Source organism: Dorea sp. 210702-DFI.3.17 (assembly GCF_020560825.1).
GTDB classification, from domain to species: Bacteria; Bacillota; Clostridia; order Lachnospirales; family Lachnospiraceae; genus Dorea; species Dorea formicigenerans.
This window is the reverse complement of record NZ_JAJCNB010000047.1, coordinates 1-14,774: the sequence shown is the minus strand read 5'-3', so window position 1 is coordinate 14,774 and position 14,774 is coordinate 1. Positions and strand designations below refer to the sequence as shown.

Annotated in this window: 13 protein-coding genes and 1 pseudogene; 12 read left to right on the top strand and 2 right to left on the bottom strand. The window is 40.9% G+C overall.

From position 1 onward, the window contains the following. The first annotated feature begins 212 nt into the window (after positions 1 to 212). A complete protein-coding gene (locus tag LI149_RS14055; protein ID WP_005333873.1) occupies positions 213 to 1,130 on the top strand; it encodes an AEC family transporter in 918 nt (305 codons plus the stop codon). 206 nt (positions 1,131 to 1,336) lie between these two features. Here LI149_RS14055 and LI149_RS14050 read toward each other — a convergent pair whose 3' ends face one another. Further along, entirely contained in the window at positions 1,337 to 1,534 is a 198-nt protein-coding gene (locus tag LI149_RS14050) for a cold-shock protein (RefSeq protein WP_005333869.1), read from the bottom strand. A gap of 245 nt (positions 1,535 to 1,779) precedes the next feature. On the opposite strand from LI149_RS14050, the gene ptsP (LI149_RS14045) reads away from it, so the two are divergent. The 8 genes from ptsP (LI149_RS14045) to LI149_RS14010 all read left to right on the top strand — a co-directional run bounded on the left by ptsP (LI149_RS14045) (position 1,780) and on the right by LI149_RS14010 (position 12,180). Then, entirely contained in the window at positions 1,780 to 3,405 is a 1,626-nt protein-coding gene (ptsP, locus tag LI149_RS14045) for a phosphoenolpyruvate--protein phosphotransferase (RefSeq protein ID WP_105308856.1), read from the top strand. A gap of 332 nt (positions 3,406 to 3,737) precedes the next feature. Further along, positions 3,738 to 4,484 (top strand): DeoR/GlpR family DNA-binding transcription regulator, encoded by a 747-nt coding sequence (locus tag LI149_RS14040; RefSeq protein WP_227143532.1) that lies wholly within the window; start codon positions 3,738 to 3,740, stop codon positions 4,482 to 4,484. Beyond that, positions 4,485 to 5,405 (top strand): 1-phosphofructokinase, encoded by a 921-nt coding sequence (pfkB, locus tag LI149_RS14035; protein ID WP_005333862.1) that lies wholly within the window; start codon positions 4,485 to 4,487, stop codon positions 5,403 to 5,405. Positions 5,406 to 5,416: 11 nt separating this feature from the next. Beyond that, complete coding sequence (locus LI149_RS14030; RefSeq protein WP_022279025.1) at positions 5,417 to 7,381, top strand: fructose-specific PTS transporter subunit EIIC; 1,965 nt, start codon at positions 5,417 to 5,419, stop codon at positions 7,379 to 7,381. A 70-nt stretch (positions 7,382 to 7,451) separates the two neighbouring features. Next, positions 7,452 to 7,709, top strand: coding sequence for an HPr family phosphocarrier protein (locus tag LI149_RS14025; RefSeq protein WP_173786310.1), 258 nt, complete (start codon positions 7,452 to 7,454; stop codon positions 7,707 to 7,709). A gap of 74 nt (positions 7,710 to 7,783) precedes the next feature. Then, entirely contained in the window at positions 7,784 to 9,406 is a 1,623-nt protein-coding gene (gene ptsP / locus LI149_RS14020; RefSeq protein ID WP_173786315.1) for a phosphoenolpyruvate--protein phosphotransferase, read from the top strand. 172 nt (positions 9,407 to 9,578) lie between these two features. After that, positions 9,579 to 11,435 (top strand): ABC-F family ATP-binding cassette domain-containing protein, encoded by a 1,857-nt coding sequence (locus LI149_RS14015; RefSeq protein WP_118000981.1) that lies wholly within the window; start codon positions 9,579 to 9,581, stop codon positions 11,433 to 11,435. A gap of 13 nt (positions 11,436 to 11,448) precedes the next feature. Then, positions 11,449 to 12,180, top strand: coding sequence for a DUF975 family protein (locus tag LI149_RS14010; protein ID WP_227143531.1), 732 nt, complete (start codon positions 11,449 to 11,451; stop codon positions 12,178 to 12,180). A 130-nt stretch (positions 12,181 to 12,310) separates the two neighbouring features. Here the strand turns inward: LI149_RS14010 and LI149_RS14005 are convergent, their stop codons facing one another. Continuing rightward, complete coding sequence (locus tag LI149_RS14005) at positions 12,311 to 12,961, bottom strand: TetR/AcrR family transcriptional regulator (protein ID WP_117493965.1); 651 nt, start codon at positions 12,959 to 12,961, stop codon at positions 12,311 to 12,313. 257 nt (positions 12,962 to 13,218) lie between these two features. Here LI149_RS14005 and trxB point away from each other — a divergent pair, with 257 nt between their 5' ends. The 3 genes and pseudogenes from trxB to LI149_RS13990 all read left to right on the top strand — a co-directional run. Continuing rightward, on the top strand, positions 13,219 to 14,157 hold the full coding sequence (gene trxB / locus LI149_RS14000) for a thioredoxin-disulfide reductase (protein WP_005333855.1): 939 nt from the start codon (positions 13,219 to 13,221) through the stop codon (positions 14,155 to 14,157). Between the two features lie 102 nt (positions 14,158 to 14,259). After that, the gene (locus tag LI149_RS13995) at positions 14,260 to 14,577 is read left to right on the top strand and encodes a co-chaperone YbbN (protein WP_005343166.1); all 318 of its coding nucleotides are present in this window, start codon (positions 14,260 to 14,262) and stop codon (positions 14,575 to 14,577) included. A 70-nt stretch (positions 14,578 to 14,647) separates the two neighbouring features. Continuing rightward, positions 14,648 to 14,774, top strand: a pseudogene (locus tag LI149_RS13990) (glycine/sarcosine/betaine reductase complex selenoprotein A); the annotation flags it as partial.

The window sequence follows — 14,774 nt, the reverse complement described above, 5'->3', positions numbered from 1 at the left end:
GTCATGCAATTGCATGACGCGCACCTCGCAGCAAGAATGCCGAGGCATTCTTGAAGTTTGAGGATGCTAAGTATTAAGCATGCGGTCAAAGGTTCAAAGGAGCCTTTTAAGTGACGCCTCTGCATCGTAAAAAGTGCAGAGGTGTTTTTTTCTCATGATATAATAGATCTTAGATTTGAAAAGAGGACGAGGAAAATAGAAAGGAATGAAAGATGGTATTATTACAGCAGATGGGGATTTTGTTCGTCTATATGATGATTGGGTATGTAGCATGTAAAAAGGAATATTTTGATCAGGAATTTGGAAAGAAATTATCCTGGCTTGTAGTAAATGTTGCGAATCCAATGTTGGCAATATCAGCAGTGGTGAACAATGAGGAACAGATCGCGAAAAAAGATTTTTATGTAACTGTATTGCTTGCAATATGTTTTTATGCGTTTTTCTTAATTCTTGCGCAGATCCTGCCAAGACTGATTGGTGTACAAAAGTCAGACATTGGTGTATATAAAATGATGACTACCTTTAATAATATTGGATTTATGGGCTTTCCGGTGATTGCCGCAGCATATGGAAATGGAGCACTGATCTATGCAGTTCCGTTTTCTATCATGTTCAATATTCTCTGCTATACATGGGGAATCCAGACGCTCTGTGGGGGTGGTGAAAAGGGAAATTGGAAAAGAATTATAAATATAGGAACCATAAGTGGGATTATTTCGATTGTTTTGTTTTTTATGCAGATCCCGGTTCCGAAAATGATCTGTTCTCTCTCAGCAGGACTCAGTAATCTGACAGGTCCGCTTAGTATGCTGGTGATTGGTATTTCTATCGCTGCAATGGAATTGAAAGATTTGTTCACAGATGTAAAACTGTTGAAATTTGCATTAATTAAATTACTGGCTGTCCCTGTTGCTGCAATGCTTCTTGTATGTCAGGTAATAGATAATCGGTTGATCTGCGAAGTATTTCTGGTCATGATGGCAACACCGGCAGCGAGCATGTGTGCAATGCTGTCTCAGCAGTATGGAGGGGATTATGAACTGGCAGCAAAAGGCGTGGCGCTGACTACAATCTTGTCCGTTGTAACGATGCCAATTGTATCCGAAATCGTATTTCATATTGCTGTATAGGTAGGACAGACATATATACCAGATTTTTTAGATATATGTTTTATGGTTTAATAAAAATACCAGGCCTTAGGCCTGGTATTTTTCTCGTCATTGCTGTCTTAATCTCATTTCATGTGTATGTCTTTTAAATATCAAAATGCTATAAAAGTTGCTTTTTATATATTATAAAAGGTACATCATCTAAAATATGATTAAATCATTCATGATTAAAGCTTAGTTACGTTAACAGCCTGAGGTCCTTTAGCTCCCTCAGTAACGTCGAATTCTACTTCCTGTCCTTCCTCAAGAGACTTGAATCCTTCCATGTTCAGTCCTGAGTAGTGTACGAAAACATCGTTTCCGGACTCATCAGAAATAAAACCGTAACCTTTTTGGTTGTTAAACCATTTAACTGTACCTTTCATTGATAGTACCTCCCTAAAAATTAAAAATAACTAAGAATGCTTTATCACATTAGCATGTATCAATAAAAAAGTCAATAAAATATGGAATATTTGTAATGTTTTTACCAAAAAAGAACATAAAAATGTAAGGAATTCGTCAGATACGGAAACCATTTGCTTGACGAATGGTTCACGGACGTGTAAAGTAGAATAGAGTATTAAAATGATTTTTACTTTATAATAATGAGCAGGGGTTTTGTAGAAGAATGATTACACTGACAGGAAAAAAGATATCCGAAGGTATTGCAATCGGGAAATTAACATTTTATAAAAGAGACATCAAAGAGATTAAAAGAATCTATGTAAAAGATGTAGAGAAGGAGATTCAGCGTTATAAGAAAGCAAGAGAAAAAGCAATTGCTGAACTGGAACTTGTCTACGATCTTTCTGTGCGTGAAGTCGGTGAGGCAAATGCCGCAATCTTCGAGATGCAAAAGGAACTCCTGGAGGATCAGGAATATACAGATCATATTATAAAGAGGATTCTGGAAGAAAAACTTAACGCAGAGTATATTGTTCAGACGTCTGTAGAACAGTTAATTCGAATCAGTAGTCATCAGCAGAATAATCCAATTCAGGGAAAAGAAGAAGATGTCAGAGACGTGGCAATTCGTGTGATCCGCATCTTGTCCCGAAGCTGGAAGGATCGTATGCTGACAGATGAGCCATTTGTCATGGCTGCGAGAGATATATATCCAAGTGAAGCGCTTCAGTTCGATAAGGCAAAGGTACTGGGGTTTGTGACTATGTACGGAACAATTAATTCACATACTGCCGTTCTGGCCAGAACGAAAGGAATTCCGGCGGTCATCGGTCTTGGAGAATCTCTGAAAGAAGAATATGACGGAAAGACAATTATTATAGATGGTTATGAAGGAAAGATTTATATTGAGCCTGACTATGCAACTCTAACGAAGATGCGGGAACGCAAGGATGCGAATCTGAGACATGTCAGGAATTTGGAACGTCTGAAAGGTAAGGAGAACATTACCCAGAGTGGTCAGAGAATTGATATCTGTGCCAATGTAGGCACAAGAGAAGATATTGAAAATGTTTTAAGAAGTGATGCCGGTGGAATTGGATTATTCCGGAGCGAATTTCTGTATATGGAAATGGGAAGCAAACTGCCTTCCGAAGAGCAGCTCTTTCAAGTTTATAAACTGGCAGCAGAGTCTATGGGAGCCAACCGTGTTGTTGTCCGAATCGCAGATTTTGGCGGTGACAAGATGGTAGAAAGTGTAGATCTTGGAGAACAGGCAAATCCGGCGATTGGGCTGCGTGGAATACGTATTATGATGGAAAAAGAAGAATTGTTCCTTCCACAGTTTCGCGCGATTCTCAGAGCTTCTGCACTTGGAAATGTATCTATTATGTTTCCGATGGTTACATCCATGGAGGAAGTGGCAGCGGCAAAAGCCCTGCTTGAAAAGGCAAAGAAGCAATTGAAAGATGAAAAGACTGCTTATAATGAGAATATTGAAATTGGAGTCATGATCGAGACTCCGGCAGCAGTCATGATCAGTGGAGAACTGGCAAGAGAAGTAGATTTCTTCAGTATCGGAACGAATGATCTGTTGCAGCTTACACTTGGCATGGATCGTGAAAATCCAAAACTGGACAAGTATTATAACCCATACCACCCGGCTTTGATGAAGATGATCCGAATCGTAGCCAACAATGTACATCTGGAGGGAAAAAGAATCAGCATCTGTGGAGATCTGGCAGCAGATCTGAGCATGACAGAATTCTTCGTACAGATTGGAATTGACGAACTGTCCGTAGCGCCACACCAGGTACTTGGACTTAGAAAGAAGATCCGAGAGATACAGTAGTTCGACTTGAATATAATAACAAAATGCAAAATCCTCACATTGATATTCCGCGCACGAAACATTGCGTCGAGCCATAAACTATCATCAAGTTCGGGAGAGCCCTTCTTGATGATAATCGTCTCGACTCCATCGTGCTTAAGTCATATCACTGTGAGGATTTTGCGTTATTTATCATACAATCCTACTAATCCCTAATTGTGCAATCTGCAAAAAAATCTACATGAATTTTTGACTATTATTTTGACTGAAAATGATTGACTCTGACTGAAAATGATTATATTATGTGATTGAAGATGAACGAAGTTGACTGAAAATGACTGAGAGGTGATTTGATGCTGGCGGAAGAAAGATTCCGGGAAATTCAGAAATATGTGGAAAGCCATGGTACTGTGACAGTACAAGAGCTGACAGATCTTTTGAATACGTCAGAATCTACGGTGCGGAGAGATCTGACAGAACTTCACAAGCGTGGAACTCTTATCAAGGTTCACGGTGGAGCGACAACTGTTGGAACTTCCGTGAGGACAAGAGATGAAGAATTGTCGGTCAGACGAGACCGGAATACAGAAGAAAAACATAAAATCGCAGTATATGCGGCTGAACTGATAGAGGCAGATGATTTTGTATATCTGGACGCTGGAAGTAGTGTAGATCTTCTGATTGACGAATTGAATGAAGAGTCAGCTGTTTTTGTGACGAATGCGATCGGGCATGCGCAGAAGCTTTTGAAAAAGGGGTATGAAGTTCTTTTGATCGGTGGGAAATTAAAAGGTGTGACGGAGGCAATCGTCGGTGCGGAAGCATTGGAGAGTCTGAACCGGTACAATTTCACAAAAGGATTTTTTGGAACGAATGGAGTTCACCCACAGAGGGGGCTTACCACACCAGACAGTGAGGAAGCGCTGGTCAAAAAAAAAGCGATGGAGCGGTGTGCACAGTGCTTTGTACTGGCAGATTCAAGCAAAATCGGTCAGGTAACATCAATTACATTTTCTGATATGAAAGAAGCTGAGATTCTTACAACAGAGCTTAAAGATTCTTCTTATAAAAAATATAAAAATATCGTGGAGGTTAAGTAGATGATTTACACAGTGACATTTAACCCGTCTCTGGATTATGTCATCGGGGCGGAAAAATTGGAACCTGGAAAAATCAACCGGACAACGAGAGAAAACATTTACCCCGGAGGTAAGGGGAATAATGTTTCCGTGGTACTTTCAAATCTGGGACATAAGAGTAAAGCACTCGGATTTGTATCAGGATTTACCGGAGAGGCATTGGAGAAGATGTTGGATGATTTTGGCTGTTATACCGATTTTATCCAGTTGGATAACGGATTTACCAGAATCAATGTAAAAATCAACGCCGGTGAAGAGACGGAAATCAACGGTCAGGGACCAAGGATCAGTGAAGAGGCCATCGGAAAGCTTTACGAAAAACTGGATGCACTGACCAAAGGAGATGTACTTGTTCTTGCGGGAAGTATTCCGAATACCTTGCCGGAAGACATTTACGAACGCATCATGGCAAGACTTGATGGACGTGGGATCAGGATCGTGGTAGACGCAACAAAAGATCTCTTGATGAATGTCCTGAAATACCATCCATTTCTTATTAAGCCGAACAACCATGAGTTGGGAGATATGTTCGGAGTTCAGCTTGAAACAGATGAAGAAATCATCGAATATGCAGGAAAATTAAAAGAAATGGGGGCAAGAAATGTATTGATTTCCATGGCAGGCGATGGAGCCATTCTTTTAGATGAACATGGAAAAGTCTACCAGGGAAGACCACCGAAGGGAGAGGTACTCAATTCTGTCGGAGCGGGAGATTCCATGGTAGCAGGATTTGTCACCGGTTATCTCAATACCGGAGATTATGAGAAAGCATTTGAACTTGGAATTGCAACTGGAAGTGCCAGCGCATTTGAGTATTGGCTGGCAGAAAAAGAAGATGTAGTGAAACTGTTGGAGAAGGAACCTGAATTATACGGATTGTAGGAGGAAAAAGAATGAAGATTGTAGATCTGTTAAAGCGGGAAAGTGTAGAACTGAACGGCAAAGTTACATCAAAGCCGGAGGCGATCGAGAAGATGGTCGCACTTATGGCTGCCGGAGGGAACCTGGCAGACGTGGAAGCCTATAAGAAAGGCGTATTTGCAAGAGAAGAGGAAAGTACAACAGGAATCGGAGAAGGAATTGCGATTCCACATGCCAAGACAGCGGCAGTAAAAGCACCGGGACTTGCAGCTATGGTCGTAAAAGACGGGGTAGATTATGATTCACTGGATGGAGAGCCGGCGAAGCTCATTTTCCTGATTGCGGCACCGGATACAGAAGACAATGTGCATCTGGAAGTGTTAAGCCGTCTGTCCATGCTTCTTATGGATCCGGATTTCAGAACCGGACTTATGGAAGCGGAAAATGTAGACGCATTTTTCAAATGTATTGATGAGGCAGAGAGAAAGAGATTCCCGGAAGAGTATGAGACGGAAGAAAAAAGTTCAGAAAATACATCAGATGAAACACAGGTAATGCATACAGTGCCGGAAAAATCAGGATATCGGGTGCTGGCAGTTACCGCATGTCCGACTGGAATCGCACATACTTACATGGCGGCAGAAAGTCTGGAAAATAAAGCGAAAGAAATGGGCATCACGATTAAAGTTGAGACCAATGGTTCCGGTGGTGCGAAAAATGTGCTGACAGCTCAGGAAATAGAAGCTTGTGATTGTATTATTATTGCAGCAGATAAAGATGTAAAGATGGCAAGATTCGATGGCAAACCAGTCATCATGACAAAGGTGGCAAATGGAATCAGCAAGGCTGAGGAACTTCTTAATGAAGCCACCAGTGGAAATGTAAAGATATACCACCACGCAGGCGGTGAAGATGAAGAGGGCCAAGTAGCAGATGAGAGCCTGGGCCGTAAGATTTATAAGAGTCTGATGAACGGAGTATCCCACATGCTTCCATTTGTCATTGGTGGAGGAATTTTGATTGCATTATCCTTCCTTGTAGATGGAGCGAATGCAGGAACTTCAAGCTTTGGTAGTGGAACACCATTGGCAGCATTCTTTAACAAAGTAGGTAATACAGCATTTGGTATGATGTTCCCGATTCTGGCAGGATACATTGCCATGGCGATCGGAGACAGACCGGCACTCATGCCTGGTATCGTCGGTGGACTTCTTGCAAAAGCAGGAACTTCCATTTTCCTTCCGGAAGAACAGTGGGTTTCATCAGGATTCTTTGGAGCACTGATTGCCGGATTTGTAGCTGGATATCTGATGTTGCTGTTAAAGAAGTTGCTTGAGAAACTTCCAAAATCATTAGAAGGAACAAAACCGGTACTGTTATATCCATTCTTTGGAATTTTACTGATGGGTGTGATTATGATCTTCCTCGTAAATCCACCAATCGGAGCATTTAACACATGGCTGAATAACTGTCTTGCAAGTATGGGAGAGTCCAGTAAAATCCTTCTTGGTGCAGTACTTGGAGGTATGATGTCTATCGACTTCGGAGGTCCATTTAACAAAGCAGCTTATGTATTTGGTACAGCGGCAATCGCCAGCGGACAGATAGATATTATGGCAGCAGTTATGATCGGCGGTATGACACCTCCAATCGGAATTGCACTTTCAACACTGCTTTTTAAGAATCGTTTTACAAAGAGCGAACAGCAGACAACGGTCACGAACTTCATTATGGGAATGTCATTTATTACAGAGGGAGCGATTCCGTTTGCGGCATCTGATCCACTCCGCATCATTCCACCTTGTGTCGTTGGCTCAGCAGTAGCAGGAGCATTATCCATGGCATTTGGCTGTGGATCCAGAGCACCTCACGGTGGACTGTTTGTAATCGGCATTATTGAAAATGCACCGATGTTCCTTGTGGCACTTGTTATCGGAGCAGTTATTACAATGGCAGGAATCGTGCTTCTGAAAAAGCCATTAAATACAGAAAAATAAATGAATTGTTGTTAGTAAAAAAAGATATTAAATATAATTGAGTCAAAAATGAGAAAAGGAGATTAAAACGATGAAAGAATTTAAATATGTAATTACAGACGCAGAAGGAATCCATGCAAGACCAGCAACTATGTTAGTAAAGAAAGCGGCAGGATTTAAGTCCGATATTAACATTGAGGCAGAAGAAAAAAAAGTGAATGCAAAAGGAGTTCTTGGTGTTATGGGACTCGGCGCTAAAAAGGGAGCAGAGATTACAGTAACTGTAGATGGTGAAGATGAAGAAATCGCAGCAGCAGAGCTTGAAACATTTTTAAAAGAGAACCTGTAAGAAGCATTTCTTTTTGGAAAGCACAGAGAAATGGATTATTAAGAGAATCTTGAAAACAGGAGAGTCGGATCATGATGATTACTTTAGAAGGTAAAAGTGTATTTGGCGGGGTTGCAATTGGAAAAATCCAGTTCTATAAGAGAAATGAGATTACTATAAAGAGAACCCGTGTGGAAGATGTGGAGGCGGAAGTAGAACGCTTTCAGAATGCAAAAGCAAAGACGTTAGAACTGTTAAAAGGATTATATGAGAAAGCATTGGAAGATGTGGGAGAGGCAAATGCCATGATTTTTGAGGCGCATCAGTTAATGCTGGAGGATCCGGACTATGTAGAGTCAATTGAAAATATTATTCGCACCCAGGATGTGAATGCAGAATATGCAATCGGTGCGACAGCGGACAACTTTGCAGCAATTTTTGAAGCTATGGACGATGCTTATATGCAGGGAAGAGCAGCAGATGTCAGAGATGTCTCAGAGCGGCTCCTTCAGGTATTATCCAGTCAGAATGAAACTGTTATGGTGATGGATGAACCTGTGATCATTGCAGCAGATGATCTGGTGCCAAGTGAAACTGTTCAGCTTGACAAAGAGAAGGTGTTGTCCTTCGTGACCATGTATGGCTCTGCTAATTCTCATACGGCGATTCTTGCAAGAACCATGAATATTCCAGCAGTGATCGGTCTTGGTGAAGCGTTGAAAGAAGAATATGATGGTAAGGTCGCAATTGTAGATGGAGTAGATGGAAAAGTCTATATTGATCCGGATGAAGAGACTATGGCTTCCATGCAGAAAAAGCAGAAGAAAGATCAGGAACAGAAAGAACTTCTGAATCAGCTCAAAGGCAAAGAGAATGTGACAAAGAGTGGCCAGAAAGTGAATGTCTACGCAAATATTGGAAACCTGGCAGATGTAGGAGCGGTTCTTAAGAATGATGCCGGCGGTATCGGATTATTTCGAAGTGAATTTTTGTATCTGGAAAGTGATACTTATCCAACAGAAGAGCAGCAGTTTGCAGTATATAAAAAGGTTGCTGAGACGATGGCCGGGAAAAAGGTCATTATCCGTACTTTAGATATCGGAGCTGACAAGCAGGTAGATTATTTTAAACTTGATAAAGAGGATAATCCGGCACTTGGATATCGTGCAATCCGAATTTGCCTGACAAGACCTGAGATTTTTAAAACACAGCTTCGTGCGCTCTATCGTGCATCCGCTTATGGACAGATATCTATTATGTTCCCGATGATTATTTCGGTAGCAGAAGTAAAGAAAATCAAAGAAATCATTGAGGAAGTCAAAGCAGAACTTCGCACAGAAGGAGCAGCTTTTCGGGAAGATGTAGAACTTGGAATTATGATTGAGACACCGGCAGCAGTTATGGTAAGCCGTGAACTGGCGAAAGAAGTTGATTTCTTCAGTGTCGGAACCAATGATCTGACACAGTATACACTGGCTATTGACAGGCAGAATCAGAAGCTGGAGGATTTTTATGATTCTCATCACCCGGCAGTACTTGCTATGATCCGTATGGCAGCAGAGAGCGCTCATGCAGAAGGAAAATGGATCGGTATCTGCGGAGAACTCGGAGCAGATGTGACTCTGACAGAGACATTTTTGAAAATGGGTATTGATGAATTATCAGTAGCTCCGGGAATGATTTTGAAAGTCAGACAGAAAATCCGGGAAGCAGAGTAGAAATAGGATATGTAAAATGAAAGACTGCTATTTTACGAACCCCCAATTCGTAAAATAGCAGTCTTTTTTTCGCCTTTTTATGCAGTGTACTTCTGCCTTTTGCTACTGGTATCTTTTATATTTCTGTAGTATAATGATAAAACGCGAAGAAAGCGAAGGAGTATGAAACAATATGAATTTACTGACGATGGAACACGTCACAAAAGCATATACAGACCGTGTGCTTTTAGATGATGTGGCTTTTGGAATAAATGAGAATGAAAAAATCGGAGTCATCGGAATCAATGGTATGGGAAAATCTACACTTTTGAAAATTGTGGCTGGTGTGGAGGAATACGATTCCGGAAAGCTCAGTATGGGAAATACGGTAAAGATATGTTATCTGCCACAGACACCGGTGTTTGGAGAGGAAGAGACGGTACTTCAGGCAGCAGTGCGTGGAATCATCAGTGATACAGATCAGTGGACGATGGAAGCAGAGGCAAAATCTATGCTGAATCAGCTTGGGTTTTCAGACTATGAAGAAAAGATGTCGCATATGTCCGGAGGACAGAAGAAAAGAGTGGCACTTGTGAACGCTCTTTTGACACCGGCAGATATTTTGGTACTGGACGAGCCGACGAACCATTTGGACAACGCGATGTCTGAGTGGCTGGAGGAGTATCTGATCAGGTTTAGGGGAGCAATTCTCATGGTGACGCATGACCGTTATTTCCTGGACCGCGTTGCAAATCGGATCGTGGAGGTAGATCATGGAAATCTTTATAATTACCCGGGAAGTTATTCGGAGTTTGTAAAACTCAAAGAGGAACGCCAGAATATGGCATTTGCTACTCAGAGAAAACGAAAGAGTCTGTTGCGTACAGAGCTTGAGTGGCTGAGCCGCGGTGCGAGAGCGAGAAGTACAAAGCAGAAAGCGCACATTGACAGGATCAAAGCCATGCAGGAGATGAAAGATATCCAGGAAGAACGCCGTGTTGCTATGGATTCGGTGGCATCCCGAATGGGAAATAAGACGATTGAAGTGTCCGGACTGTGCAAATCCTATGGGGATAAAAAACTGATTGATAATTATGAGTATATTTTCCTGAAAAATGACAGGATTGGAATTATCGGACCGAATGGTTGTGGAAAGTCCACACTTTTGAAGATGATTTATGGAAATGTGGAACCGGATGCCGGTACGATAGAAATTGGCCAGACGATCCGCATGGGGTACTTCTCGCAGGAAAATGAAGAGATGGATGGTAAGATGCGTGTCATCGATTATGTTAAGGAAGTAGGAGAGTATATCCAGACTTCAGATGGCAGGATCACAGCTTCCCAGATGCTTGAAAATTTCTTGTTTGATGGGGCAATGCAGTGGTCACCTATTGAAAAATTATCTGGTGGTGAGCGGAGAAGACTGTTTCTTCTGCGTGTGTTGATGAGTTCGCCGAACGTTTTGATCCTGGATGAGCCGACCAATGACCTGGATATTCAGACACTGACCATTCTGGAAGATTATCTGGATCGATTTGATGGAATCATTATCATCGTATCCCATGACCGTTATTTCCTGGATCGTACTGTGAACCGCATTTTTTCTTTCGAAGGAAATGGAGTGATCCGTCAGTTTGAAGGAGGATATTCAGATTACCTGATCCGCAAAGAACTGGAAAGTCCGGAAAGCGGGAATGTTTCTGCCAGTCTGAAAGCACAGAACGCTTCAAGTGGAAAAGATAATTCAGAATCAGATGAAAATGACAATAATTCTGCAAATTCGCAGGACGCATGGAAACGTAGAGAGAAAAAGCTGAAGTTTTCCTTTAAAGAACAGCGCGAGTTTGATACAATTGATGAAGAAATTGAAGTACTGGAACAAAAGATTGCAGATCTAGATAGTGAGATGATGAAAAGTGCAACGAATTCTGTGAAACTTGGTGAGCTTATGGTGAAGAAAGACGAGACAGAAAAAGCGTTGGAAGAGAAGATGGACCGATGGGTTTATCTGAATGATCTGAATGAACGAATCTTGAATGGTGAATAAAGGAGGAATAGATATGTGGACAAGGGAACTATTGAAACGTAATGCAAAAGAAATATTTAAAAGAAATTACTGGACTTGTGTTGGTGTGTCACTTGTACTTGCAGCGCTGACCGGAGGCGGAAGTTCTGTTATCGGAAGAATCGGAGGAAACAACACCAGTGTTTCTTATCATCATTATGGAAGTGATTATTACTATGGAGATTCTGCCAGAGGTTTTATGATTTCTATGGCCGTGGTGGCAGTTACGCTGATTGTAGTACTTGCAACTGTTGCATTTACAATTTTTGCAGGAAATGTATTTAAAATTGGCGGATGCAGTTTCTTTATTAAAAATCGTACCATGACAGGAACATTTGGAAATCTATTAGATGGATTCAAGTCCGGACATTACGGAAATGTTGTAAAGACCATGTTTTTTTATGATTTGTATATAGCATTGTGGTCATTGTTATTGGTGGTGCCTGGAATTATCAAATCCTATGAATATCGGATGGTTCCATATATACTGGCTGAAAATCCGGGCATGGATTCTAAACAGGTATTTGCAATCAGCAAGCGAATGATGAATGGACAGAAGATGGAGACATTTATATTGGACCTTTCATTTATTGGCTGGGCGCTCGTGGCAGGTATTACGTGTGGAATCGCAGGTGTATTCTATGTGGCACCATATGTAAATGCAACAAATACAGAATTATATGCATTTAATAAAGTTCAGGCGTATAATGAAGGATACATTCGATAGCAGCGGTCAGAAAAAGAATCCGCAGTGAAAATGAAGACAAAATAAAAGCTGCTGTAAATTCATGGTATATCATAGGTCATGAATTTACAGCAGCTTTTTCTTATAATGGAAAATTGTATTTCCGATGTGACTATTTGGAAATTGTATATTCGATTATATTCATCAGATCACGGGTCAGAATATCGGAATCCAGCTCGGGTTCCATACATTTTTGTTCCAGTATATATTTGACACTGGCTACAATGATAGTGTTGATCATATTGATATTCTTAGAAGTAATTTGGTTATCCTTATCTTTGATCGTGAGAAGAAGCTTCATGCAGCGTTCTTGGATATTCTTTCCATAATACATGTCCATGAGGTCCGGTGAGAGTTTGTCAGCTTCCTCCGGAAATAATTCATAATACCGCTTAAACAGACTGCCAAAATCCTGTCCATGTTTCCCGAAGAAAAAATTATAATAAATCTTCGGATTCTTTAACATAGATTCTACGAAGAATCTCCATACAAAGTAAAAATTCTCAGTTGAATCCCAGTTCTTACTGCTCAGCCTTGCAAGCGCTTTGCTATATTCATTAAAATGCTTCATGGAAGCGAGAAGAATCAATTCGTTTACATCTTTAAAATAGAGATAAATAGTGGAATTATGAAAGCCGGCTTTCTCGGCAATCTTACGAACAGATACGTTATCGATGCCATGTTCATCAATAAGTTCTTCTGCGGCCTCGATGAAACGAATCGTATTCTCACGCTGTAATGCTTCTTTATTATTTCCGCTCATAATTATATAATCCTTTTCCTGAAAAATCTTTTTAAACGATGTCTCTATCATAGCATATTTTGATGATAAGTGAAAAATAAAAATTGAAATATATAAAAAATTGGATAAATAAAATTTCCAATAAAAATTCATATTGAAAAATATTTGAAAGATATTGACAAGCGAAATATGTGTTGTTACTATAAATGCATGGCAATAAGTACAAGCGCGCTTATTATAGGGGAACCATGTAAAAAGAGAAAAGAGGAATAAAAAAGATGAGCAAGATTTATGACGTAATTGTTCTGGGTGCAGGTCCTGCAGGATTAGCAGCAGGTCTCTATGCAGGCAGAAGCCGCCTGTCTGTTTTGATTGTTGAGAAAGGACAGGACGGTGGACAGATCTCAATCACAGACGAGATTGAGAATTATCCAGGACAGGTTGTGGATCAGCCAGAATCTGGTCCGTCTCTGATCGCACGTATGACAGAGCAGGCTAAGAAGTTCGGAGCTGAGCGAGTATCTGACACAATTAAAGAAGTATCACTTGAGGGAGAGGTAAAGGTGCTCAAAGGTGAGAAAGGTGAGTACCAGGCAAAGAATATCATCATTGCTACAGGTGCTCATGCAAGACCAATCGGTTGCAAGGGCGAGGCAGAGTTCCTTGGAAGAGGAGTTTCTTACTGTGCAACTTGTGACGCGAACTTCTTTGAAGATTTTGAAGTATATGTAGTTGGCGGTGGAGATTCCGCGGTTGAGGAAGCTATGTATCTTACAAAATTTGCAAGAAAAGTTACAATTATTCACAGACGTGATGAGTTACGTGCAGCGAAATCCATTCAGGAGAAAGCTTTCAAGAACGACAAACTTCACTTTATGTGGGATACAGTTGTTGAGGAAGTTGGAGGAGATGGAATCCTTTCCTGGATGACAGTTAAGAACGTAAAAACCGGTGAAGTTACTAAGATTGAAGCAGATGAAGACGATGGAATGTTCGGAGTATTCGGATTTATCGGCACAATTCCTAATTCAGACATCTTCAAAGGCAGCGTCGAGATGGATGAGAGAGGATACATCCCAACAGATGCAGATATGCACACCAATATCCCGGGTGTATACGCAGCCGGTGATGTGCGTGTGAAGAGCTTAAGACAGGTTGTTACAGCAGCCGCTGACGGAGCAATCGCAGCAGTTCAGGTAGAAAGAAGCATGGCTTAATCAGGCATTCCGTCGGTTTACTTGAATGAAATTATTTGTAATAAAAGAACCATAGAAGAATGTTCAAAGTAAAGTATGGTTCGATTTAGGAGGATTTTTAAAATGTTAGAAGTAGATAAGAATACATTCCAGACAGAGGTTCTGGAGGCAGATGGTTATGTATTTGTAGACTTTTTTGGAGATGGATGTGTTCCGTGTGCAGCACTTATGCCAAAGGTACACGAGTTCGCTGATACATATGGTGACAAATTAAAATTTACATCTCTTAACACAACAAAAGCACGTCGTCTGGCAATTGGTCAGAAGATTCTTGGCCTTCCGGTTATGGCTATCTACAAAGATGGAGAGAAAGTAGATGAGCTTGTGAAGGACGATTGTACACCGGAGACAATCGAAGCGATGATCAAGAAATACATCTAAGATTTTAGAGGTAATTCTTTATCATATACACCTTAATAATATTTAATAAAGAGAAAGGAGAAGAATAATTATGGCTATTCTTGAAGGGAAAAAAGCAATAATTATCGGAGACCGTGATGGAATTCCGGGACCAGCTATCGCAGAGTGCGTAAAAACTGCTGGTGCTGAAGTAGTATTTTCATCTACGGAGTGTTTCG